We start from the raw sequence: 22,706 nt of genomic DNA, 5'->3' as shown, positions 1-22,706 counted from the left end.
ACCCGCCGCGGCCTGGCCGGCCACGCAGTTGCTCGAGGTCACGAACGGATAGGTGCCGTGGTCGATGTCGAGCAGCGTGCCCTGCGCGCCCTCGAACAGCAGCGAGCCGCCCGACTTGTTGATCGCGTACAGTTCGGCCGAGACGTCCGCCACCATCGGCAGCAGTTCTTCGGCGTCGGCCATGGCCTGGTCGAACACCGTCTGGAAATCCACCGCCTCGGCGCCGAAGTGCTCGGTGAGCACGAAATTGTGGTATTCGAGGTTGGCCTTGAGCTTGGCGGCGAAACGCTCGGGATCGAACAGGTCGTATACGCGCAACGCGCGGCGGGCGACCTTGTCCTCGTAGGTGGGGCCGATGCCCTTCCCGGTGGTACCGATCTTGTCTCCGGCCGACTTGGCCGCCTCGCGCGCACGGTCGAGCGCGGCGTGGTAGCCGAGGATCAGCGGGCAGCCCGGGCTGATGCGCAGTCGGTCGCGCACCTTGATGCCGCCCTCCTCCAGCGTGCGAATCTCGGAGAGCAGGTGATGCGCGTCGAGCACCACGCCGTTGCCGATGAAACAGGCCACGCCTTCACGCACGATGCCCGAGGGCACGAGGTTGAGCTTGTATTCGGTCTGACCGATCACCAGCGTGTGACCCGCGTTGTGGCCGCCCTGGAAGCGCACGACGCCCTTCGCATGGTCGGTCAGCCAGTCGACGATCTTGCCCTTGCCTTCGTCACCCCACTGGGTGCCGACGACGACGACGTTCTTTGCCATTTTCTTACTCTCCCTGTAACGGCACGACCGACCAGCGATCGCCCCGCTTCACCAGTTGCCGGTCGCAGCCGGCTTCGTTCCAAGTTCCGTCATGGCCGGGCAGTGCAGTGACGACGATCTCGCCACGCGCGCGCAGCAGTGCAACTTCTTCAGCCAGCGCCGCATCTTCGACCGCTGGTGCGAGCACCGCACCCGCCATGACGGTCGAAGCAGGCAGGCGCCATACCAGCTCGCGCAGGTCGAGGCTGAAGCCCACGGCCGGCCGGGCACGACCGAAGGCTTGGCCGACGCGGTCATACCGCCCGCCGAGGGCGAGCGCAGCCGGCGAATCGGCGCCGTAGGCGGCGAATACGACGCCGCTGTGATAGTGGTAGCCGCGCAAGTCGGCCAGGTCGAAGCTCACCGGCAGGTCGGCGAGCGCCACAGCCAACTGGCGCAGTTCGTCCAGCAACGCAGTGATCTCAGCGTCCTGCGGCAGGCGCTCGGCGGCCTCGTCGAGCACCTGCGGCCCACCGTAAAGTTCGGGTAGCGCGAGCAAGGCACTACGCGCCGGCTCGGCGACGTCGGCCAGCACGCGACGCAGCTCGGGCACATCCTTCGCCTGCAGCAGGCCGAAGAGCTCCTCCTCGCGCCCCGGCACCAGGCCGGCACGCGCAGCCAACGCATGGAAGATGCCGACATGGCCGATATCGATCCGCGAAGCCGGCACCTCGGCCAGGCGCAGCACCTCGGCGAGCAGGCGCAGGATCTCGACGTCGGCCTCGATGCCGGCATGGCCGTAGAGTTCGGCGCCGAGTTGCAAGGGCTCGCGGGTGGCGGTGAGCGTCGAAGGCAGGGTGTGAAGCACACTGCCGCAGTAGCACAAGCGCGAAACCCCCTGGCGATTGAGCAGATGGGCGTCGATGCGGGTGACCTGCGGCGTCATGTCGGCGCGCACCCCCATCGTGCGTCCCGAGAGCTGATCCACCAGTGTGAATGTGCGCAGTGCAAGGTCGCGACCAGCGCCGGTCGTCAGCGAGTCGAGATACTCGAGCAGTGGCGGCATCACCAACTGATAGCCGCGCACACGGAAGGCATCTAGCAGCCGGCGCCGGAGCGCTTCGAGCTGATGGGCATCGGACGGCAGCGCGTCCTGGATGTGATCGGGCAGTACCCAGCGCATGAGCAAGTCAGAGGAAAATGAAAAGCAGGATGACCCCGACCATCATGGAGGTCAGTCCGATGAAGCGGATCTGACCGTCAGCCATGCTGGCGAGGCGCAAAAAAGTTTCGCGCCAGGCCGCTGGCGCGATGAAGGGTAGCAGGCCTTCGATGATCAACATCAGTGCGAAGGCCGTGAGTAGCGAACTTCCCATGAAGGAGTCAGTTGCGCGGCGCGCCTGCGGAATCCTTCATGAAGCGGAAGAAGTCGGAACTCGGATCGACCACCATCACGTCATCCTTGCCCGAGAAGCTCGAGCGATAGGCCTCGAGGCTGCGGTAGAAGGAATAGAAGTCCGGGCTCTTGCCATAGGCGTCGGCGTAGATCGCGGTTGCTTTCGCGTCACCCTCACCCATGGCCTCCTGGGCCGAACGGTAAGCCTCGGCGATGATGACCTCGCGCTGGCGATCCGCGTCCGCGCGAATGCGCTCGGCCTCGGCAGCGCCCAGCGAGCGCAGTTCGTTCGCCACCCGCTTGCGCTCGGCTTCCATGCGTCGATAGACCGACTCCGACACTTCGTTGGGCAGATCGACGCGCTTGAGGCGTACGTCGACGATCTGTGCGCCGATGGTGCGGGCATCGCGGTCTGCACGCTCGCGCATCTGCTCCATGATGGCGTCGCGTTCACCGGACACCACGTCATGCATCGTGCGCCGGCCGAATTCCTCACGCAGACCGGCATTGACCGTCTGCGTCAGTCGGGTGCGCGCGCGCGCCTCGTCGCCGGCGACCGACTCGTAGTAAAGGCGCGGGTCGATGATGCGCCACTTCACGAAGTGGTCGACCAGGACGTTCTTCTTCTCGGACGTGATGAAACGCTCGGGCTCGGGCGTGTCCATGGTCAGGATGCGCTTTTCGAAGTAGCGGACGTTCTGGATGAAGGGCAGCTTGACGTTGAGGCCAGGTTCGGAGATGACCTCCTTGACCTCGCCAAGCTGGAACACGATCGCATACTGACGCTGATCGACAGTGAACAGCGACATCGAGGCAATCACGACGATCAGCAGCAGCGTGCCGCCAATCAGGGACATCTTGTCACGCATCAACGTTCTCCCCGCTCACGGCTTCTCATCAATTCCCGGTTCCGCGGGTCCAGCGACGGCATCGGCGCATTCGCACTCAAGCCGGCGGCGGACTGCGAATCGGGCGCAACCGCAGCGGATGCGGCCGATCTGTTTCCCGCCTGCTGCATCAGCTTGTCGAGCGGCAGCATCAGCAGATTGCCGTTGCCCGTCGAGTCGATCATCACCTTGGAGGTATTGGACATCACCTGCTGCATGGTCTCGATGTAGAGGCGCTCGCGTGTGACTTCGGGTGCCCGACTGTACTCGGCGAACACCTGGTTGAAGCGACTTGCCTCACCCTCCGAGTTGGCGACCACGCGGTCGCGGTAGGCGTTGGCCTCTTCGACCAGTCGCGAAGCGGTACCACGGGCGCGCGGCACGACGTCGTTGGCGTAGGCCTCGCCCTCATTCTTCTGCCGTTCGCGGTCCTGTCCAGCCTTCACCGCGTCGTCGAACGCCGCCTGTACCTGCTCGGGCGGCTGGGCATTCTGCATCGTCACACGGCTGATCTGGATGCCAGTCTCGTAACGGTCGAGGATTCGCTGCATCAACTCTTGCGCAGTGGCGGCAATCTCTTCACGGCCCTCGTACAGCACGAAGTCCATCCGGCTCTTGCCGACGATCTCGCGCATCGCGGTCTCGGCCGCCTGGCCGACCGACTCATCCGGGAACCGGTTGTTGAAGACGTAATTCTCCGGACTGTTGAGGATGTACTGCACCGCGAACTGGATGTTGATGATGTTCTCGTCGTCGGTAAGCATCAGCGACTCACGCAGGACCTTGTTGCGCTCGGCGCCGCGATAGCCGACTTCCACGGTCCGTACACCGGTCAGGTCGACGATCTCGTGGGACTCGATCGGTGCCGGCAGGCGCCAGCGCAGGCCCGGCTCGGTGGTCCCGATGAACTCGCCGAGGCGCAGCACCACACCGCGCTGGTTGGCGTCCACCGTGTAGAAGCCGCTCGCCAGCCAGACGACGATGACCAGCACCAGCAGCACGCCAATGCCCCCGCCGAACTGCTTGGACGAGAAACTGGGCAACTGCGGCGATCCGCCACCACCGCCGCCTCCGTTGCCGCGTCCGCCGCGCTTGCCACCGAACATGCCGGTCAGGCGCTGATTGAAATCACGCCAGACCTCCTCGAGGTCGGGAGGTCCCTGGTTGGCGCCGCGATTACGGTTGCCACGCGGATCATCGTTGCGGTTGTCGTCGCCGCGATTACCATCGCTGCGATTACCGTCGTTGGGGTCGCCATCGTTGCTGCCCTGGCCACCCCACCGTGGGTCATTGAGTGACATGAGAATGCCTGTTATCACGTTTGTTCTGGTCGTTCGTCCGTCGTACCGGCAGAGCGGTCCGCGTTGTCACCAAAGGTCTGCTGCGCCACTTCGGCGATTGCATCGCGAAGCAGGTCCAGACCTTCCCCCGTTCGGGCGCTCAAAAAAACGCGCCTGATCTTATCACAGTCGCCTCGCTCGACCGCCGCGGCGGCCAGGGTGAGGTCGATCTTGTTCCACACCAGGATCTGCGGCACGTCAGCCGCGCCGATCTCGGCAAGAACCTGGTTCACCGCTGCGATCTGGGCATCGCGGTCCTCGCTGGCCGAGTCCACTACATGAAGCAGCAGGTCGGCCTGCGCGGTCTCCTCTAGTGTCGCCTGGAAAGCCGCGACCAGCGCATGTGGCAGGTCGCGGATGAAGCCCACGGTGTCCGAGAGCACCACGCTTGCACCGCCCACGTAGAGACGGCGCGAGGTGGTGTCGAGCGTGGCGAAGAGTTGGTCGGCCGCATAGGCGCCCGCCTTCGTCAGCGCATTGAACAACGTCGACTTGCCCGCATTGGTGTAACCGACGAGAGAGACCGACAATACATCCCGACGTTCCCTTGCCCGGCGACGAACCTTGCGTTGCTTTTCGATCTGGGCCAGACGCATCTTGAGCATCTTGACCCGATTGCCAAGCAGGCGACGGTCGGTTTCGAGCTGCTTTTCGCCCGGACCACGCAGGCCGATGCCGCCCTTCTGGCGCTCGAGGTGGGTCCAGCCCCGCACCAGGCGGGTCGCCAGGTGCTCGAGCTGGGCGAGTTCCACCTGCAGCTTGCCTTCGTGGCTGCGCGCGCGCTGGGCAAAGATGTCGAGGATCAGCGCCGTGCGGTCGATCACCATGCACTGCAGTTCGCGCTCGAGGTTGCGCTGCTGGCCTGGCGACAGCGCGTGATTGAAGATCACGATATCGGCGCCATGCGCGCGCAAGGCCTCTCCGATCTCCTGAACCTTGCCGCTACCGGCAAAAAGTTTGGAGTCGGGCGCGGCACGCTTGCCATGCACGACGGCTTCGACGCTGGCGCCGGCACTGAGTGCAAGCAGCTTGAGCTCCGACAGGCGTTCGTCGATCGCACCCTGACCGAGGTCGAGCTGAACGAGAACTGCACGCTCTCCGGAGGCGGGGCGCTCAAACATGGGCGCCCCCGGTGACCGCCCCGCTCCAGCGCGTAACGTTGGTCAACGGCCTCAGGTGCTGCCCTCTTCCTGCTGGATGACGACAGGACGCGCAGGCACGACGGTCGAGATCGCGTGCTTGTAGACCATCTGCGTCACGGTGTTCTTGAGGAGCACGACGTACTGGTCGAAAGATTCCACCTGGCCCTGCAGCTTGATGCCATTGACCAGGTAGATCGACACGGGGATGTGTTCGCGACGCAGGGTGTTGAGGAAGGGGTCTTGTAGAAGTTGCCCTTTATTGCTCATTGATGAACCTCTTTATTTTGTGTTTATAAGAACGGTGTGGACTTTATTGGTGCACTGCGCAATGACAGTATGCAATGAAATCCGGGTGTGGAAACGGGTTCTCGGTCGTAAAAGTTTTCAGCTCCGCGCCGCGTACGGATTGTGCGTGGTGCGGAACTGGATGCGCAAGGGTGTTCCCTGGAGCTTGAACGCCTCCATGAAGCAGCGCTCGAGGTAACGCACGTACGACTGCGGGATGTCGTCCAGGGCGTTGCCGTGGATGACGATCACCGGCGGGTTCATGCCGCCCTGGTGGGCGTAGCGCATCTTAGGCCGTGCCATGCCGTGGCGTGGCGGCGCCTGGCGAACCACCGCCTGCTGCAGGGCGCGCGTCAGGCGGGGCGTGGCCAGATCGGCGGTGGCCGCGGCGTAAGCCGAGTCGACCGACTTCAGCAAGCCGTTGATGCCCTCGGCCTTCAGCGCCGAGATCTGGTGGAAACGCGCGAACGACAGGAAGGCCAGCTTGCGTGCGATGTCGCCCTTCAGCCGCTCGCGCCGATAGTCGTCGACTGCGTCCCACTTGTTGATACCCACCACCAGCGCCCGACCGGCCTCGAGGGCGAAGCCGGCGATGTGGGCATCCTGGTCGGAAATATCCTGCGCCGCGTCGAGCACCAGAACGACCACGTTGCATTCCTGGATCGCCTGCAGAGTCTTGATGACGGAAAACTTCTCGACCGCTTCGAAGACCTTGCCACGCCGACGCAGGCCGGCGGTGTCGATCAGCGTGTAGCGCCGTCCGGCGCGCTCGAAGGGGATCGCGATCGCGTCGCGCGTGGTGCCCGGCAGGTCGAAGGCGATCACGCGCTCTTCGCCAAGCAGGGTATTGACCAGCGTGGACTTGCCAACGTTCGGCCGGCCGACGATCGCCACGCGGGGACCTTCGTCCTCGCGCGCCTCCTTCTCCTCGTCGAGCGGGAACGGAGCGAGCACGATGTCGATGAGCTGCTTCACCCCGTCGCCATGCGCGGCGGAGACGGGCAGCGGGTCACCGAGGCCGAGCGCGTGGAAGTCTGCGGCAACCATCGCCCGATCCAGCCCCTCGGCCTTATTGACGACAAGATGCACCGGACGGCCCGCACGACGCAGGCGCGCGGCGATGTTCTCATCGTGCGGCGTGCGCCCGGCACGACCGTCGACCAGAAACAGCAGCACGTCGGCCTCGGCGATCGCCTGTTCGGCCTGGCGCGCCATCTCGTGCATGATGCCGTCCTTGGCCACCGGGTCGAAGCCGGCGGTATCGACGACGAGATAGTCGCGATCGCCCCCGCGACCGATACCGTAATGGCGGTCGCGCGTGAGGCCGGGCTGGTCGGCGACGAGGGCGTCGCGCGTGCGCGTCAGGCGGTTGAACAGGGTCGATTTGCCGACGTTGGGCCGGCCAACCAGAACGATGGTGGGTTTCACTTGCTGATGTGCCTCAGCGCACTTCGTACGCGGTAATGTCGCCGTCCATGTCCTGGACGACGAAGCCCCGTCCGAACGGGACAGGGTCGGCAGCGATTGCCTCGCTGCCTGCGCGGTCACGGGCGGCAAACGCGCCGGTTTCGCGGTTAAGGAGATGGACGTAGCCCTCGACGTCGCCGACCACGACGTGGTCGCCCACGATCAGCGGACGCGACACCTGACGACGGGCGAGCGCGTCCTGCTTCCACACGCTCGCGCCGCTGTAGGCGTCGAGCGCCTGCACTGCGTCACGGTCGTCGGTGATCATGGCGAAGCGCGCGTCACGGTCCATGCCCACGCTGCTGGAAAAATCTCTCGCCCAGATGGCGTTGCCGTTGGAGGTATCGAAGCAGGCGGCACGGCCCTGATAGGCCACCGCACACACCTCGCGCCGGCCGACGACTGGCGCGCCGGCGATATCGGCCACGCGCTCGAGTTCGGTAGACCCGCGCGGCACGGCGACGTTCAGTTCTGTGATCGCGCCCCCGTTCGCGAGGTTGATCACGGCCAGCTTGCCGCCGGGGAATCCGGCCAGCACCACGGGCCCTTCGATGACCACACTGGCGAAACTGCGCAGGGCCAGCGGGGGGTTGTTGCGCTGATACACCCAGCGCCGGCTGCCGTCGCGCGCATCGAGCGCGATCAGCCGATTGTCGGAGGCACGCACGATCACGAATTCGAGGCTGACCGCCGGCGGTGCGAGCACTTCCGCACCCACCTCGGCACGCCAGCGTTCGCTGCCGGTCGCGGCATCGAGAGCAATCACCGCGCCGTCGGTGGCGGCAACCACTGCCAGTCGGCCGTCAGTGCCAACACCTGCCGAAAGGTCGGTGTCGGTATCGGTGCGCCACACCTGGCGCCCGCCTTCGAAGCGGGCGACTTCGCCGTCATGACCGGCCGCGTAAACGGCGTCACTCCACACCGCCGGCTGGAAGCGATATGGGCCGGCGTCGCCGATGTTGGCGCGCCAGGCGCTGGCGAGCTGGGCCGACGGCGTGAAATCCACCAGCTTTGCAGGTTTGGCCGCGGAACTGGAGAACGGATTCAACGACGAGCACGCCGACGTCAGCAACACGGCGGCGACGAGCGCAACGAGGCGCAGCGAGTACGGTTTCATCGATCAGGCTCCGAGGGATTCGAGTTTCACGCGCACAACCTCGCGCAGGGTGACGGCTTCCTCGCCTTCGGCGCTGAGGCTGTCGATCGCCGCCTGCCAGGCCGCGCGCGCCTCTGCCTTCTTGCCCTGCGCGGCGAGCACATCGCCGCGCAGATCGTCGAAACGCGCCTTGTAGGAGGCAGTGGGCGCAGCCTGCAGGCGCGCCAGCGCGGCATCGTGTTCGCCTTGCTGCAGCAGCACGGCCGCCAGGCGCAGACGCGCGAGATCACGCAGCGCGGCATCCTTGCCCTTGTCGGCCGCCCACTCGAGCTGCGCGCGGGCATTGGCGAGGTCGCCAGTCTCGAACTGCAGCGCAGCCGACAGCAGCGCGCCGAGCTGGGCGCTGACGCTGCCGGCGTGTTCGCCGATCAGCCGGCCCGCCGCGTCGCGCGCCTTCTGCGCGTCCTGCTGCTCGGCGGCCTGCTGCACCGCGTAGTACAGCACGCCGGCCTCGCCCGCGTTGCGATTCTGGTACCAGCCCCAAGCCTGCCAGCCCACCGAGGCGAGCGCTGCCACCACCGCCAGGGTGACGACGAGGTTGCCGTACTGGGCCCACCACGCCTTGAGTTCGGATATCTGTTCCTGCTCTTCGAGATCGTAGACCGCCATCATCAAGCCTCTAGTTCGGGTTGTTCGGAATACAGCACACCGGCCATCGCCTCGGGCAGCGCATCGAGCGTGACGCGCTGCTGGGCGCCACCGGCACGCAACGGCTTGAGGCCGACCTCACCGGCCGCGGCCTCGTCCTCGCCGATCACGATCGCCACCGGCGCCTCGCTGGCGTCCGCCTTTTTCATCTGCGACTTGAAGCTGCCGCCGCCACAATGCATCAGCACCGCGAAGCCGTGCTCGCGCAGCGACTCGGCCGCACGCATGCCCAGGCGCTGGGCGGCTTCGCCCACGCTCACCACGTAGGCATCCGGCGTGGAACGCTCGGCCTCGCCACCGCACTCCTTCCACAGCAGCAGCAGGCGCTCGATGCCGATCGCAAAACCTGCGGCCGGCTGCGGCTTGCCGCCGAGCTGCTCGAACAGGCCGTCGTAGCGCCCACCGGCGCAGATCGTGCCCTGCGCGCCCAGCCGCGTGGTGACCCACTCGAACACCGTGCGGTTGTAGTAGTCCAGGCCACGCACCAGGCGATGGTTGATGCGATACGGAATGCCGGCATCCTTGAGGAAGACCTGCACCGCATGGAAGTGCGCCTTCGACTCCTCGCCGAGGTAGTCCGCCAGCTTGGGCGCCGCGTCGACGATCGCCTGCAACTCGGGGTTCTTGGTGTCGAGGATGCGCAGCGGGTTGGTGTGCAGCCGGCGCTTGCCGTCCTCGTCGAGCTTGTCCTGATGCTGCTCGAGGTAGGCGATCAGCGCGGCGCGGTGCTCGCCACGCTCCTCGGGCGAGCCGAGCGAGTTGATCTCGAGCGCGACGTCTTCCAGGCCGAGGTCCTCCCACAGGCGCGCACACATCAGGATCAACTCGGCATCGGTATCAGCGCCGGCAAAGCCGAGGGCCTCGACGCCGATCTGGTGGAACTGGCGGTAGCGGCCCTTCTGCGGGCGCTCGTGGCGGAACATCGGGCCGTAGTAATACAGCCGCTGCGGTCCGCCGGACGGGATCAGGCTGTGCTGGATCGCCGCGCGCACGCACGACGCCGTGCCTTCCGGGCGCAGCGTGAGGTGCTCGCCGTTCAAGGCGTCCTCGAAGGAATACATCTCCTTCTCGACGATGTCGGTGACCTCGCCGATCGCGCGCTTGAACAGCGGCGTCGGCTCGACCAGCGGCATGCGGATCGGGCGGTAGCCGTAGCTCTGCAGCCAGTCGCGCACGATGTCTTCGAAGTACTCCCAGGTTTCGGCGTCGGCGGGCAGGATGTCGTTCATCCCGCGCACGGCCTGCAAGGTCTGGCTCATGTGTGTCTTGTCTTTGCGTTGTTGCGTCGATGCGCTGTTGTCATGGTCGGTCACGCAGGCTGGCAGGCCTCAGCCGCCCTTCTTGACGTACCTGGTGGCGACGTAGTTGTCCACGAGCGCCTTGAACTCGGCGGCGATGTTGTCGCCACGCAGGGTGACGACCTTCTCGCCGTCGACAAACACCGGCGCCGCCGGGGTCTCGCCGGTGCCCGGCAGCGAGATGCCGATGTTGGCGTGCTTGCTCTCGCCCGGGCCATTGACCACGCAGCCCATCACCGCGAGCGTCATGTTCTCGACGCCGTCGTAATGCTCGCGCCACACCGGCATCTGCGCGCGCACGTACTCCTGGATGCCGGAGGCGAGTTCCTGGAAGAAGGTGCTGGTGGTGCGCCCGCAGCCCGGGCAGGCGGTGACCATCGGCGTAAACGCGCGCAGGCCCATGGTCTGCAGGATCTCCTGCGCGACCACGACCTCCTGCGTGCGGCTACCGCCCGGCTCGGGGGTGAGCGAGATGCGGATGGTGTCGCCGATGCCTTCCTGCAGCAGCACGGCGAGCGCGGCGGTGGAGCCGACGATGCCCTTGCTGCCCATGCCGGCCTCGGTGAGACCCAGGTGCAGCGCGTAATCGCTGCGGCGCGCGAGGTCGCGATACACCGCGATCAGGTCCTGCACGCTCGAGACCTTGGCCGAGAGGATGATGCGGTCGCGCCCGAGGCCGTATTCCTCGGCCTTGGCGGCGGACTCGAGCGCGGACACGACCAGCGCCTCGCGCATCACCGCGCCGGCGTCGCGCGGATCGGAACGCTTGGCGTTGGCATCCATGATGCGCGCCAGCACCGCCTGGTCGAGGCTGCCCCAGTTGACGCCGATTCGCACCGGCTTGTCGAAACGACAGGCGAGTTCGACGATTGCGGCGAACTGCGGATCGCGCTTGGCGCCCGCACCGACGTTACCCGGGTTGATGCGCAGCTTGGCGAGCGCCTCGGCGCAGGCGGGGAAGTCGGTGAGCAGCTTGTGGCCGTTGTAGTGGAAGTCGCCGACCAGCGGCACGTCCATGTTGAGCGCCAGCAGGCGGTCGCGGATCTTCGGCACCGCAGCCGCCGCGGCCTCGTTGTTCACCGTGATGCGCACGATCTCGGAGCCGGCGCGCGCCAGCTCGGCGACCTGCATCGCGGTGCCGAGCACGTCGGCGGTGTCGGTGTTGGTCATCGACTGCACGACGACCGGCGCTTCACCGCCGATCTTCACCTTGCCAACGAGAACCTGGCGGGTGCGGTGGCGGGCGAGCGGAAAGGCGTCGATCGGGGAGGCGTCGTGTTGCAGGGTCATGGATTCTTTCATCAGCGAAGCGTCAGGCGGGCAACGGAGCCGCGGACGTGGGCGGCGAGATCGACCAGCTTGCCGTCCTGTTCGAGGGTGACGTTTGCCGCGTTGCCGACCACCAGCGTAAAGGGCGCCGTACCCTGCACGCTACGGGTGCTCCCTGCACGGTTGGTACCGGAGTAAAGGATGGTGCCGCTCGCGTCGCGCACCTCGACCCAGGAGTCGGCACCGAAGCGAAAGCTCAATTGCCCAGATCCGGCCGGACTTGCCGCCGGCGCATCAGGCGCACCGGGCGAAGCCGCCTCGGCCACGGACACCGGCGATGCCGCAGCGGTGTCGGCAGCAGGCGGGGCTGCGGCTTCATCTGCGGGCGCGATGTCGGTTGCGGTGTCGGTTGCGGTGTCGGTTGCGGTGTCGGGCACGGCCGTTCTGGCCTCCTCGCTTGCCACCGCATCGCCTGACGGCACCGGACCCGGCGCGCCCTCCGCCGGCTCGACGACAAGCGGCTGCGGCGGCGTCAGAGGGATGGCGGACTGCGGCTCGATCGTCTGGGAAGGCGCCGGAGCAAAGGCCGGCGCCGGCTCCAAAACGGTCTCTGCGGAAGGCGAAGTCCCGGTCCGGAACCAGTCGAAATACCAGCCCACTGCCAGCAGGACCATCAACACCAGAACGACGAGGCCCGCCGGAAAACTTCCGCGCCGGCGGCTACCACCCGCCGGCAGGTCACCATCGGCATTGCGGATCGGCGACAGGTCGGGCGACCCCTCCCCAGCCAGACGCTGCACAGCGTCAAGGAGCGGCGCCGCATCGAGCCCGACATAGCGCGCGTAGTTGCGCATGAACCCGCGCAGGAAAGCCATACCCGGAAGGGCATCGAAATCGTCGCGCTCGAGCGCATCGACCTGGCGGGGACTCAGCTTGAGCGCAAAGGCGACTTCATGCACCGATTCGCCACGCGCCTCGCGGGCACGGCGCAACTGCGCGCCCGGCGACGACGGCGCTGCAGCCACGCCAGCAAGGTTTTCGGACGACATGCTGCTCACTCGAAATTCCCTTCATTGAACAATTTGAATTCCTCCGACTCGACGAACCGGGACTGCAACTGCGAAGCGTAGCTCGCCTCGGCATCATGGTTGCCCAGACGGCGCTCGGCCCGCAGCCCCAGCCACACCGAGGCTGCACTCGAATTGTGTTGCTGGTGCAGGCGGATAAGGTGGTTGCGGGCCTGGTCATAGCGACCGTTCCGATAGGCGATGTCGGCGAGCTGGTAAAGGGCCTGCCCGTTGGCAGAGTCGGCCTGCACCGCGCGCAGGAATTGCACCTCGGCCGCCGCATCGTCCTTGAGTCGTAGATAGCACAAGCCCGCATTGGTCAGCGGGCGGCTTGGATAGCGGTAATAAGGGTTGCGTGCGGCAAGCGCAAGCCTGTCCAGGCCCTGCTGTTCCTGGCCCTGGGTGCACAGGAACCAGCCATAGCTGTTGTTGAAGTCGGGATCGCCCGGCGCCTCACGCAGCGCACGCTCGAAATTTTCGCGCGCAGCGGCGTTCTCCTCGATCAGCATGAACGCCAGCGCCAACAGATGGTAGGCCGGCGCGTAGTTGGGGCTGTCGTTGAGCGCGATCTTGGCCTCGTCCAGCGCGACGTCGTAGCGACCGACCTCGAAATAGGCCATGCCCAGGTCCACATGCACACGCGCACGCGAATCGGCGGGCGTCGCCGGCGTGATGTCGGACATCGGCCGGCTGACCGTGGTCGATGCGCCGGACGTGCTCGCCGGGTTGGTCGCGCAGCCGGCAAGCACGGCCGCGGCTGCGAGCGTGACCAAGGTCAGTTTCAGCTTCATGAGCGTTTCTCCGTGACCCGGCGCAGATGCACGGTGCGGCGGGTCTTGTCCTGGACCTGACCTGCGAGCTGGCCGCAGGCCGCATCGACATCGTCGCCGCGCGTCTTGCGCGTGGTGGTGACGATGCCGGCGTCAATCAGGATACCGGCAAAACGGCGGATGCGTTCTGCCGGGGAACGCAGGAAGCCGGAATTCGGGAACGGGTTGAAGGGAATGAGGTTGAACTTGCACGGCGTGTCGCGCACCAGCGCGACGAGCTCGCGCGCATGGGCGTCGCTGTCGTTCACCCCGTCGAGCATGACGTACTCGAAGGTCACGAAATCGCGCGGCGCACGCTCGAGATAACGCCGGCAGGCGGCCATCAGCTCGGCGAGCGGATACTTCTGGTTGATCGGCACCAGGCGGTCGCGCAGGGTGTCGTTGGAGGCATGCAGCGACACCGCAAGCGCCACCGGGCACTCGTCGCGCAGGCGATCCATCGCCGGCACGATGCCCGAGGTCGACACCGTGACGCGACGGCGCGACAAGCCGTAGGCGTGATCGTCGAGCATCAGGCGCAGCGCGGTGACCACGTTGTCGAAATTCGCGAGCGGCTCACCCATGCCCATCATCACCACGTTGCTGATGATGCGGCCATTGTCCTTTTCGCCGGCCTCGAGGTCCTGCGCTTCATCGCGGGCCGCGCCCAGCAGTTTGTTGGCCAGCCACAGTTGACCGATGATCTCCGCCGCACTCAGGTTGCGGTTGAAGCCCTGCTTGCCGGTCGAGCAGAACGCGCAGTCGAGGGCGCAGCCCGCCTGCGAGGACACGCACAAGGTGCCGCGGTTGGTTTCAGGGATGAACACGGTCTCGACCGCGTTGGCGTTGCCCACGTCGAGCAGCCACTTGCGCGTGCCGTCGGCCGAGATCGAGTCGCGCACCGGCACCGGCGGGCGGATCACGGCGAGTTCCTTCAGCTTGGCGCGCAGGGACTTGGCGACGTCGGTCATCGCGTCGAAGTCGTCGCAGCCCTCGTGATGCATCCAGCGCATCACCTGGCGGGCGCGGAACGGCTTCTCGCCCAGCCCGGCGAACCAGGCGACGAGGCCGTCGACGTCGAAGTCGAGCAGATTGACCGGATTGCTTGTGCTCATGCCTGAAACTTCACTCATCCAAAGCGGAGATCCGTGCTGAAAACGGATCGACCGTAATGCAAACGGCCCGACCACGCCGCGCGCGGTGCGCGAGCACCGCGAAGCGTGCGCGACGGGCCGCTGGAACGGACCGCTCAGCGCGAATAAACGTTCATGCCCGGGAAGAAGAAGGCGATTTCCACGGCAGCGGTTTCGGCGGCGTCGGAGCCGTGCACAGCGTTGGCGTCGATCGACTCGGCGAAGTCGGCGCGGATGGTGCCCTTGTCGGCCTTCTTCGGGTCGGTGGCGCCCATCAGCTCACGGTTCTTGGCGATGGCGTTCTCGCCTTCCAGGCACTGGATCATCACCGGGCCGGAGGTCATGAACGACACGAGGTCCTTGAAGAAGGGACGCTCCTTGTGCACGGCGTAGAACTCGCCGGCTTCACGCTCGGACAGGTGCGCCATCCTGGCGGCGATGACCTTGAGGCCGGCGCCTTCGAAGCGGGCGTAGATCTGGCCGATCACGTTCTTGGCGACGGCGTCGGGCTTGATGATGGACAGGGTGCGTTCGATTGCCATGGATAACTCCGGGACTGCGCTTGTGCAAAGCGTAAGGTTAGGAAAAAAGCGCGAAATTTTAACAGGTTTCGCGTGCCCCCGACGCGCTCGCAGCGGGCGCGAATGTAAGCCTGCGCAAGCAGCGAGGCCCAAAAGACAATCCCCGCCCGGCGTTGCCGCCTTGCGGGGATTGCATCGATGCGGCTGGCGCAGCCGCGCCATGCGGCCTGCCCCAGCGCTTACATCATGCCCAGCGCCCTCGGCAGGAAGGTCGAGATGCTCGGGATGTAGGTGATCAGCATCAGGAACACCAGCATCGTGTACAGCCACGGCATCACCGCCTTGCTCATCTCGGTGAGGCCCGCCTTGGTGATGCCGCTCGCAACGAACAGGTTCAGGCCCACCGGCGGCGTGATCATGCCGATCTCCATGTTCACCACGATCATCACGCCGAAGTGGATCGGATCGATGCCGAGCGCCACAGCCACCGGGAACAGGATCGGCGCCAGGATCAGGATGATCGACGACGGCTCCATCAGCGCGCCGGCTACCAGCAGCAGGATGTTCACCACGATCAGGAAGCCGATCGGACCCATGCCGCTGGCCACGATGGCGTCCGCCATGCGCTGCGGGATCTGCTCGCTGGTGAGGATGAAGGAGAACAGCACCGCGCTGGCGATGATGAACAGCAGCATCGCGCTCATGTTGGCCGAATCCAGCAGCACACGCGGGATCTGCTTGAAGGTCAGGTCCTTGTACACGAACACCGCGATGAAGAACGCATACACCGCGCTCATCGCCGCTGCCTCGGTCGGCGTAAACATGCCCGAGTAGATGCCGCCCATCACCACCACGATCAGCATCAGGCCCCAGAACGCCTTGCGGAAAGCCTTAATGCGCTCGGTCCAGCTCACCGTCGGCAGCGTCGGGTAGTTGTTCTTGCGCGCCACGTACCAGGTGCACAAGCCCAGCATGAAGGCCAGCAGCAGGCCCGGAATGACGCCCGCCATGAACAGCGCGCCGACCGAGGAGTTGGTCGTGACCGAGTACATCACCATGACGATCGAGGGCGGGATCAGGATGCCCAGGCCGCCGGCCGAGGCCACCACGCCGGCGCCAAAGCGCAGCGGATAACCCTGCTTGACCATCGCCGGGATCAGGATGGAGCCGATCGCCACCACCGTCGCCGGGCTCGAGCCCGACACCGCGGCGAACAGCGCGCACGCCAGCACCGCCGACATGCCCAGGCCGCCGCGCAGGTGGCCGACCATGGAGGTGGCGAAGTTGATCATGCGTCGCGCCACCCCGCCGTGGGTCAGGAAGTTGCCGGCGAGGATGAAGAACGGGATCGCCATGATCTCGAACTTCTCGATGCCGGTGAACATCTTGAGCGCCACCGACTCGAGCGGCACGTCGGTGAAGATGAACATGAAGCTCAGCACCGTGAGGCCGAGCGCCACGCCTACCGGCATGCCGATCGCCATCAGGACGACGAGCAGACCGAAGATTGCAATCGTGTTGGTCATGATGTCGTCCCTCTCACTTGCCCGAGCCCGAACGCTTCGCGTCGGCCTCGCGGCGGGCATGTTCGATGTCTTCCGCGATCGAGAAGGCTTCGCCCTCGAGCAGCACGTTCTCGTCGTCTTCCTCGTCGAGGCCTTCGACGTGACCGTGATCGTGGGTGGGCAGCTCGCCGGTGCGCCTGAAGCTCACCATGACCTGCAGGAAGCGGTAGCACATCAGGAAGGAACCGAGCGGCACAGCGGAATACACGATCCAGGTCGGCCATTCGAGGTCAGGCGTGGTCGGGCCTTCGTAAAAGTCGCCGACGTCGCCACCGAAGAGCGTCAGCGTCTCGTAGGCCATGCCGTTCTCCCACACGAACAAGGCGCCGAAGATGCCGATGAGGCCAGTAAAGAGCACGCCACACAGCAGGCCGATCTGGATCAGCGCCGCACGCGAGGTGCCAGAGAGCTTGTTGATCAGGATGTCGACACCGACGTGGATGCCGGTGCGCACACCATAGGCAGCGCCGAACTTTGCCATCCACACGAAGAGGATGATGCAGAACTCCTGCGCCCAGCCGACGTTCATGTCGAGCAGCCAGTCCTGCAGTACGGGAATCTCGTAGCCGGACAGGTAGCGATGCACCACCGAGATGAAGATCACCACCGTCGCCACGGCCATCAGGCTCGCGATGATGATCTCCTCGAGGCGGTCGAGAAGCTTGTTCATGATTGTTTTCCCCCGAAAAAACGCCCGTCGGCTCTGCGTGGCCTGACGGGCGCTGCTGGGTATCGAGACGGGTGGCTTACAGCTTGGCGGGATCGAAACCGGTTTCCTTGTAGATCGACTGGATCAGCTCTGCGCCGATGCGTGATTCCATCTTCTTGTGCACCGGCATGAAGGCCTTCTTGAAGGCAGCCTTTTCCTCGGCGGTCGGTTCGTAGATCTCGGTCTTGCCCGACGCGCGCACGCCCGCGAGCGCCTTGTCGTTCTCTTCCTTGGCGATCTGGTTGGCGTAGACGGTGGACTCGACCATGGCCTTGTCGAGCTGGGTGCGCACTTCAGCCGGCAGGCCGTCCCAGAACTTCTTGTTGGTGATGACCGCGTAGCCGAGGTAGCCGTGTTCGGTCAGGGTCATGTGCTTCTGCACTTCATGCATCTTCTGGGTGAAGAGGTTGGAGTGCGGGTTCTCGGTGCCATCGACCACGCCGGTCTGCAGCGCCTGGTACACCTCGGAGAAGGCCATCACCTGCGGCAGCGACTTGACCTCGCGCATCTGCTCTTCGAGCACCTTGGACGACTGGATGCGCATCTTCTTGCCGCGCAGGTCCTCGGGCTTCTTGATCGGCGAATTGGCCGAGAACGACTTGAAGCCGTTGTCCCAGAAGGCCAGACCGCGGATACCCTTGGGCTCGAGCTTGGCGAGCAGTTGCTGGCCGACCGGGCCCTGGGTGATCTTGTTCAGCGCCTCATAGCCGTCGAAGATGTAGGGCAGATCGAAGACTTCGAATTCGCGCACGCCGAGCGGACCGAACTTTGCCAGGGAGGGGGCAAGCAACTGGACGGCGCCGAGTTGCAGCGCTTCCATCTCTTCCTTGTCCTTGTAAAGCGTGCTGTTCGCGTAAACCTCGACCTTGACCGCACCGTTGGTGTATTGCTCCGCCAGTTGCTTGAACTTCTCTGCGGCCTTGCCCTTGGGCGTGTCCTGGGCCACGACGTGGCTGAACTTGATCACGATCGGGTCCGCAGCAACCGCTGCAGCAGACAGGCCTACGGCAACCAGACCAACCAGAAGCGCACGAATCTTCATGAGAACATCTCCTCCGAGAGAACAGCATCAAGGCGTTGTTTTGTCGCCCGGACAGCGCCGGACTGGGCTGCGACACCGCGATAAGTTTCGTTGTGTCGCAGATCAGTATCCTTTGGGTGGAGACACGCTGCTATTGTGGATGTCCGCATCCGTGACATCCACAAGCGTGCGGTGCGCTCCATCGTCCCCGGCGGATGTCTCCACATCATGAACCAGGCCGAAATACCTTCGCTGCCACCCTCGCCGCGCATGAGCCGCAGGCGCTGGATCCAGCACCTGCCCTACCTGAGCCTGGCACTCTTCCTTGCCGCCATCGCGGCCCTGGTGTGGCTGACGCGCGAGTACGACGCCGACGAGCAGCGCACCACCCTGATCAACGATGTGCTGTGGATGGAGCAGAACCTGCGTTTTCACCTGGACCGCAACGAGATCCATCTGCAGGAGATCGGGCGCGAACTGTTTGCGGGCCGCCCACTCACCCCCGAAACCGAAGCCCGTCTCGCCAGCTTGCTGAACCAGGAACGCGGACTGGTGCAGATCCTGTGGCTGTCGGCCGAAGGCGGCGTGCTCGGCGCGATGCCACCCCGCGCCGCCACGACGGCCTCCGCGCCCGCAGACGCTCCCGCCACCGTCAGCGCAGCCACCTTCCAGCTCGCGCGCAGCGTCGGGCGCCCGGTGTACGGGCCGACCTACGCGGTCATGGGCAACCGCCACCATTTCGAGGTGCACGTGCCGATCTGGTCCGAGGACACCCCGCCCGGCGTCGTCGTGGGGGTGTATTCGCTGAGCGACCTCGTGGTGCGCGAACTGCCGTGGTGGTTCTCCGAGCGCTACCGCGTGGCCGTCCTCGACGGCGACGGGCACGAGCTCGCCGCCAAGTCCAAGGTCGCGCCGGTGTCTTCGAAGCTCGCCTATTCCATGCCGTTCGATCCTCCCGGTCATGGGCTGACGCTGCAGATCACCGCCTACAAGTCCGACACGCGCTGGATCCCGGTGCTGCTGGGCGCCTCGATCGTTCTGCTGGCCGGCATCATCGTGTGGAGCGTGATGCAGTTGCGCCGCCAGCTCGCTCGCCGCCAGCAGGCCGAGATCGCGTTGCGTGCCGAATCGGCGTTTCGCAAGGCGATGGAAGACTCGATGCTCACCGGCATGCGCGCACGCGACCTCGAAGGGCGGCTCACCTACGTCAACTCCGCGTTCTGCCGGATGACTGGCTTCGAGACGGATGAGCTCATCGGCCTCAAGCCCCCGATGCCCTACTGGGACCCCGACCACCTGGACGAGACCTTCGAGGTCCACCGCCAGATCATGTCCGGCGGCAGCGCGCCCGAAGGCACCGAAGTGCACCTGCGCCGCAAGAATGGAGAGGCGCTCGACGCCCTGGTGTTCGAAGCGCCGCTGATCGACGCCCGCGGCCAGCATGCCGGCTGGATGGGCTCCGTGCTCGACATCACCGAGCAGAAGCGGGCACGGGAGCAGGCCCGGCAGCAGGAAGAACGCCTGCAGCAGAGCTCGCGCCTGATCACCATGGGCGAGATGGCGTCCACCCTGGCCCACGAACTCAACCAGCCGCTGGCCGCGATCGCCAGCTACAACTCGGGCTGCATGAACCGCCTGCAGGACGAGCGGCCGATCGATCGCGGCGAGCTGCTCGACATCCACGAGCGCATCGCCCGCCAGGCCCGACGCGCCGGCGAGATCATCAGACGCGTGCATGATTTCGTGCGCCGCTCCGAACCCAAGCGCGAGCCGCTCGAGCTCAACGCGGTGATCCGAGATGCGATTGGCCTGATCGAGGCGGACGCACGCAAGCGCCAGATGGACATACGCGTCAAGCTCACCGATCCGATGCCGCAGATCGAGGCTGATGCGGTGATGATCGAGCAGATCGTGGTGAATCTGGTACGCAACGCAATGGATGCGATGCGCGACCTGCCCCCCTCCACGCGTGTCGTCGAAGTGCGCTCTGCACGTGAAGGCCGCTTCGCCACCGTGTCGATTTCCGACCGCGGCGCGGGCATCCCGGCCGAGATCGCAGCACGTCTGTTCGAGCCCTTCTTCACCACAAAGCCCGAAGGCATGGGCATGGGCCTGAACATCTGCCGCTCGATCGCCGAGCTCCACCATGGCCGTCTGGGCTTCGAAGTCAGAGCGGGCGGCGGTACCATCTTCACCCTGTCGCTTCCGCTGGACTCCCCCGCATGAACCCTGCCTGCACCCATATCGTCGACGACGACGAAGCCATCCGCGACGCGCTCGAGTGGCTATTCAAGACGCGCGGCGTGAGCTGCCGCACGTGGCCATCGGGCGAGCGCTTCCTCGACGTCTGGCAGCCCGACTGGCGCGGCTGCATCGTGCTCGACATCCGCATGCAGGGCATGAGCGGCCTGGAATGCTTCGACACCCTGCTCGCGCGCGGCTGCCAGCTGCCGGTGATCTTCATCACCGGCCACGGCGACGTGCCGATGGCGGTCTCGGCGCTCAAGAAGGGCGCCTTCCATTTCATCGAGAAACCCTTCAACGACCACGACCTGGTCGATCTGGTGGAAAAGGCGCTTGCCGCCGACCACGATCGCCAGCGTGTCGCCGCCAGCCGCGAAACAATCGAGGCCCGGCTCGCCACGCTCACCCAGCGCGAGCGCGAGGTGATGGAGTTGATCCTGGAGGGCAAGTACAACAAGGTGATCGCCGACGAGCTGTCGATCTCGATGCGCACGGTCGAGGCGCACCGCTCACGCATCTTCGACAAGATGGACGTGCGCTCGGCGGTCGAACTGGCCCAGCTGCTGACCGTACTGCGCACCTGAGGCGGCAGGCCGCGCGCTGTCAGTCGCCGCCCTCGCCCACCCCATGCAGCCAGCGCGGCAGCACGCCGTCTTCATGGGGTGGGCAGGCAAATGCCACACTCACCCCGATCCCGCCGACCCAGGCCGGCTCGCCATCCACCCACAACACCGGCAGCCGGTCGCGCAACCAGGCCGGAATCCCGGCCTCCTGGCACAGCTTGCGAAACGCGCGCCGCGGCCGGGCAGCGTCCAGACGCAGACGCATGCCGGGTGTGCGCAGCCCGAGCCGAACTTCGGTCGCAGCGTCGAGCGCCGTACGGCTCAATCCGGCGCCCGTCGCAGCGTCGAAACACACCCGTGCACCGCCCCAGGCCAGCACCGCTTCGCCGCACCAGCGCTGCCCGACGGGCACCGCCGCTGCCGCGGGTTCCAGCCACACATCATCCCGATAGGCGCAGCACGCCCACTCGCCCAGGGCCAGGCGCAGGGGATGATCCATGGGACACGCGCGCAACTGGCGCAGCGCTTCGTCGAGCTTCGCACGAGACGGCGCCGGCGCTGCACGCCGCTGCAGCAGCCAGCGCATCAGGTTGGCCTGGCGCGCGGGGCTGAGCGCGAGCAGCCCGCGCCGGCTCAGGACCGCGCCCCCGCACGCCGCGGCATCACCGGCGGCAAGCTCGCCGAGCAGATCGTCAGCATCGGCAAAGTGCGCCGCCGCGCGCGCGAGCGCTGGCACCGCAGCGGGAAACAGCAGCTCGGCCACCGGCAGCAGGCGGTGGCGGATCGCGTTGCGGGTGAAATGGAGCGCGGCGTTGCTCTCGTCCTCGACCCAATCGAGCCGCGCGCGCCGCGCCCAGTCCTCGATGTGCGCACGACGTAGCTCGAGCAGCGGCCGCAGGCGGCCCGGCCGAACACCCGAGGCCGCGCTCGCCACCCGCATCGCCGCTGCGCCGCGCACACCGGTACCCCGCAAGAGGCGGAACAGCAGGGTTTCGGCCTGGTCGTCCTGATGGTGGCCGAACGCCAGCCAGTCACAGGCCACCGTGTCGAGCGCCGCGTGACGCGCCGCGCGCGCGGCCGCCTCGACACCGTCCGGGTGAAGGCGATCAACCTCGACATGGAAAACCTGCAACGGAACGCCGGCCCGGGCGCAGCGCGCCGCACAGGCCTCGGCCCAGTCGCCGGCATGCGGACTCAGGCCGTGATGAACGTGCGCGGCAGACAGGCGATAACCGAAGCGCGGCTGCAGGCGATGCAGCACCTCGAACAGCACGACCGAGTCGACACCCCCCGACAACGCGCAGCACAGGCGCATGTCGGCCACGACGCCCGCCGCAGCCAGTACGACGGCAATCCGCTCGATCAGTTCGTCAGGGTGTCTCATGCGCGGCGCGCTCCGGGGCGGGAACTCGCATCGCCCTTACGCCGCGCGGGCGGACTCGGCCAAC

22 protein-coding genes are annotated in these 22,706 nt (G+C 66.1%); 2 read left to right on the top strand and 20 right to left on the bottom strand.

Annotated features, from left to right (window positions below; genetic code table 11):
• The 19 genes from RBT54_RS10585 to RBT54_RS10495 form a co-directional block, all read right to left on the bottom strand.
• A partial coding sequence (locus RBT54_RS10585; RefSeq protein WP_320366946.1) for an adenylosuccinate synthetase occupies positions 1-759 on the bottom strand: 759 nt, incomplete at its 3' end.
• A gap of 4 nt (positions 760-763) precedes the next feature.
• The gene (locus RBT54_RS10580; protein ID WP_320366944.1) at positions 764-1,921 is read right to left on the bottom strand and encodes an ATP phosphoribosyltransferase regulatory subunit; all 1,158 of its coding nucleotides are present in this window, start codon (positions 1,919-1,921) and stop codon (positions 764-766) included.
• Positions 1,922-1,928: 7 nt separating this feature from the next.
• Positions 1,929-2,114 (bottom strand): DUF2065 domain-containing protein, encoded by a 186-nt coding sequence (locus RBT54_RS10575; protein ID WP_320366942.1) that lies wholly within the window; start codon positions 2,112-2,114, stop codon positions 1,929-1,931.
• 7 nt (positions 2,115-2,121) lie between these two features.
• The gene (gene hflC, locus RBT54_RS10570; protein WP_320366940.1) at positions 2,122-3,003 is read right to left on the bottom strand and encodes a protease modulator HflC; all 882 of its coding nucleotides are present in this window, start codon (positions 3,001-3,003) and stop codon (positions 2,122-2,124) included.
• Positions 3,003-4,322 (bottom strand): FtsH protease activity modulator HflK, encoded by a 1,320-nt coding sequence (gene hflK, locus RBT54_RS10565; protein ID WP_320366938.1) that lies wholly within the window; start codon positions 4,320-4,322, stop codon positions 3,003-3,005. The genes hflC and hflK overlap by 1 nt, the downstream gene beginning before the upstream one ends.
• A gap of 14 nt (positions 4,323-4,336) precedes the next feature.
• The gene (hflX, locus tag RBT54_RS10560) at positions 4,337-5,482 is read right to left on the bottom strand and encodes a GTPase HflX (RefSeq protein ID WP_320366936.1); all 1,146 of its coding nucleotides are present in this window, start codon (positions 5,480-5,482) and stop codon (positions 4,337-4,339) included.
• Between the two features lie 51 nt (positions 5,483-5,533).
• A complete protein-coding gene (gene hfq / locus RBT54_RS10555; protein WP_320366934.1) occupies positions 5,534-5,770 on the bottom strand; it encodes an RNA chaperone Hfq in 237 nt (78 codons plus the stop codon).
• Between the two features lie 117 nt (positions 5,771-5,887).
• On the bottom strand, positions 5,888-7,216 hold the full coding sequence (der, locus tag RBT54_RS10550; RefSeq protein WP_320366932.1) for a ribosome biogenesis GTPase Der: 1,329 nt from the start codon (positions 7,214-7,216) through the stop codon (positions 5,888-5,890).
• 13 nt (positions 7,217-7,229) lie between these two features.
• Entirely contained in the window at positions 7,230-8,372 is a 1,143-nt protein-coding gene (gene bamB, locus RBT54_RS10545; protein WP_320366930.1) for an outer membrane protein assembly factor BamB, read from the bottom strand.
• 3 nt (positions 8,373-8,375) lie between these two features.
• The gene (locus RBT54_RS10540; RefSeq protein ID WP_320366928.1) at positions 8,376-9,020 is read right to left on the bottom strand and encodes a tetratricopeptide repeat protein; all 645 of its coding nucleotides are present in this window, start codon (positions 9,018-9,020) and stop codon (positions 8,376-8,378) included.
• 2 nt (positions 9,021-9,022) lie between these two features.
• A complete protein-coding gene (hisS, locus tag RBT54_RS10535; protein WP_320366926.1) occupies positions 9,023-10,318 on the bottom strand; it encodes a histidine--tRNA ligase in 1,296 nt (431 codons plus the stop codon).
• A gap of 69 nt (positions 10,319-10,387) precedes the next feature.
• Complete coding sequence (gene ispG / locus RBT54_RS10530) at positions 10,388-11,647, bottom strand: flavodoxin-dependent (E)-4-hydroxy-3-methylbut-2-enyl-diphosphate synthase (protein WP_320366924.1); 1,260 nt, start codon at positions 11,645-11,647, stop codon at positions 10,388-10,390.
• Between the two features lie 11 nt (positions 11,648-11,658).
• The gene (locus RBT54_RS10525; protein WP_320366922.1) at positions 11,659-12,675 is read right to left on the bottom strand and encodes a helix-turn-helix domain-containing protein; all 1,017 of its coding nucleotides are present in this window, start codon (positions 12,673-12,675) and stop codon (positions 11,659-11,661) included.
• Positions 12,676-12,680: 5 nt separating this feature from the next.
• Positions 12,681-13,484, bottom strand: coding sequence for a type IV pilus biogenesis/stability protein PilW (gene pilW / locus RBT54_RS10520; protein WP_320366920.1), 804 nt, complete (start codon positions 13,482-13,484; stop codon positions 12,681-12,683).
• Positions 13,481-14,617, bottom strand: coding sequence for a 23S rRNA (adenine(2503)-C(2))-methyltransferase RlmN (gene rlmN, locus RBT54_RS10515; RefSeq protein WP_320366918.1), 1,137 nt, complete (start codon positions 14,615-14,617; stop codon positions 13,481-13,483). Before rlmN ends, pilW begins: the two co-directional genes overlap by 4 nt.
• Positions 14,618-14,751: 134 nt before the next feature.
• Entirely contained in the window at positions 14,752-15,177 is a 426-nt protein-coding gene (gene ndk / locus RBT54_RS10510) for a nucleoside-diphosphate kinase (RefSeq protein ID WP_320366916.1), read from the bottom strand.
• 218 nt (positions 15,178-15,395) lie between these two features.
• Entirely contained in the window at positions 15,396-16,682 is a 1,287-nt protein-coding gene (locus tag RBT54_RS10505) for a TRAP transporter large permease subunit (RefSeq protein WP_320366914.1), read from the bottom strand.
• A 13-nt stretch (positions 16,683-16,695) separates the two neighbouring features.
• Positions 16,696-17,391 (bottom strand): TRAP transporter small permease, encoded by a 696-nt coding sequence (locus RBT54_RS10500; protein ID WP_320366912.1) that lies wholly within the window; start codon positions 17,389-17,391, stop codon positions 16,696-16,698.
• Between the two features lie 76 nt (positions 17,392-17,467).
• Positions 17,468-18,472 carry a TRAP transporter substrate-binding protein gene (locus RBT54_RS10495; protein ID WP_320366910.1) on the bottom strand — a complete coding sequence of 335 codons (1,005 nt, stop codon included), beginning with the start codon at positions 18,470-18,472 and terminating at the stop codon, positions 17,468-17,470.
• Positions 18,473-18,679: 207 nt separating this feature from the next.
• Between RBT54_RS10495 and RBT54_RS10490 the strand changes: the two genes are divergently transcribed.
• Positions 18,680-20,677, top strand: a complete 1,998-nt coding sequence (locus RBT54_RS10490; protein ID WP_320366908.1) for a PAS domain S-box protein — start codon at positions 18,680-18,682, stop codon at positions 20,675-20,677.
• Positions 20,674-21,279 (top strand): response regulator transcription factor, encoded by a 606-nt coding sequence (locus RBT54_RS10485; RefSeq protein ID WP_320366906.1) that lies wholly within the window; start codon positions 20,674-20,676, stop codon positions 21,277-21,279. Before RBT54_RS10490 ends, RBT54_RS10485 begins: the two co-directional genes overlap by 4 nt.
• Positions 21,280-21,298: 19 nt before the next feature.
• On the opposite strand, the gene tilS is transcribed toward RBT54_RS10485, so the two are convergent.
• On the bottom strand, positions 21,299-22,642 hold the full coding sequence (tilS, locus tag RBT54_RS10480) for a tRNA lysidine(34) synthetase TilS (RefSeq protein ID WP_320366904.1): 1,344 nt from the start codon (positions 22,640-22,642) through the stop codon (positions 21,299-21,301).
• Positions 22,643-22,706 lie beyond the last annotated feature (64 nt).

Origin of the sequence: Thauera sp. (assembly GCF_034003485.1) — a bacterium.
Taxonomy (GTDB): domain Bacteria; phylum Pseudomonadota; class Gammaproteobacteria; order Burkholderiales; family Rhodocyclaceae; genus Thauera.
This window is presented reverse-complemented; position numbering and strand designations above follow the sequence as displayed.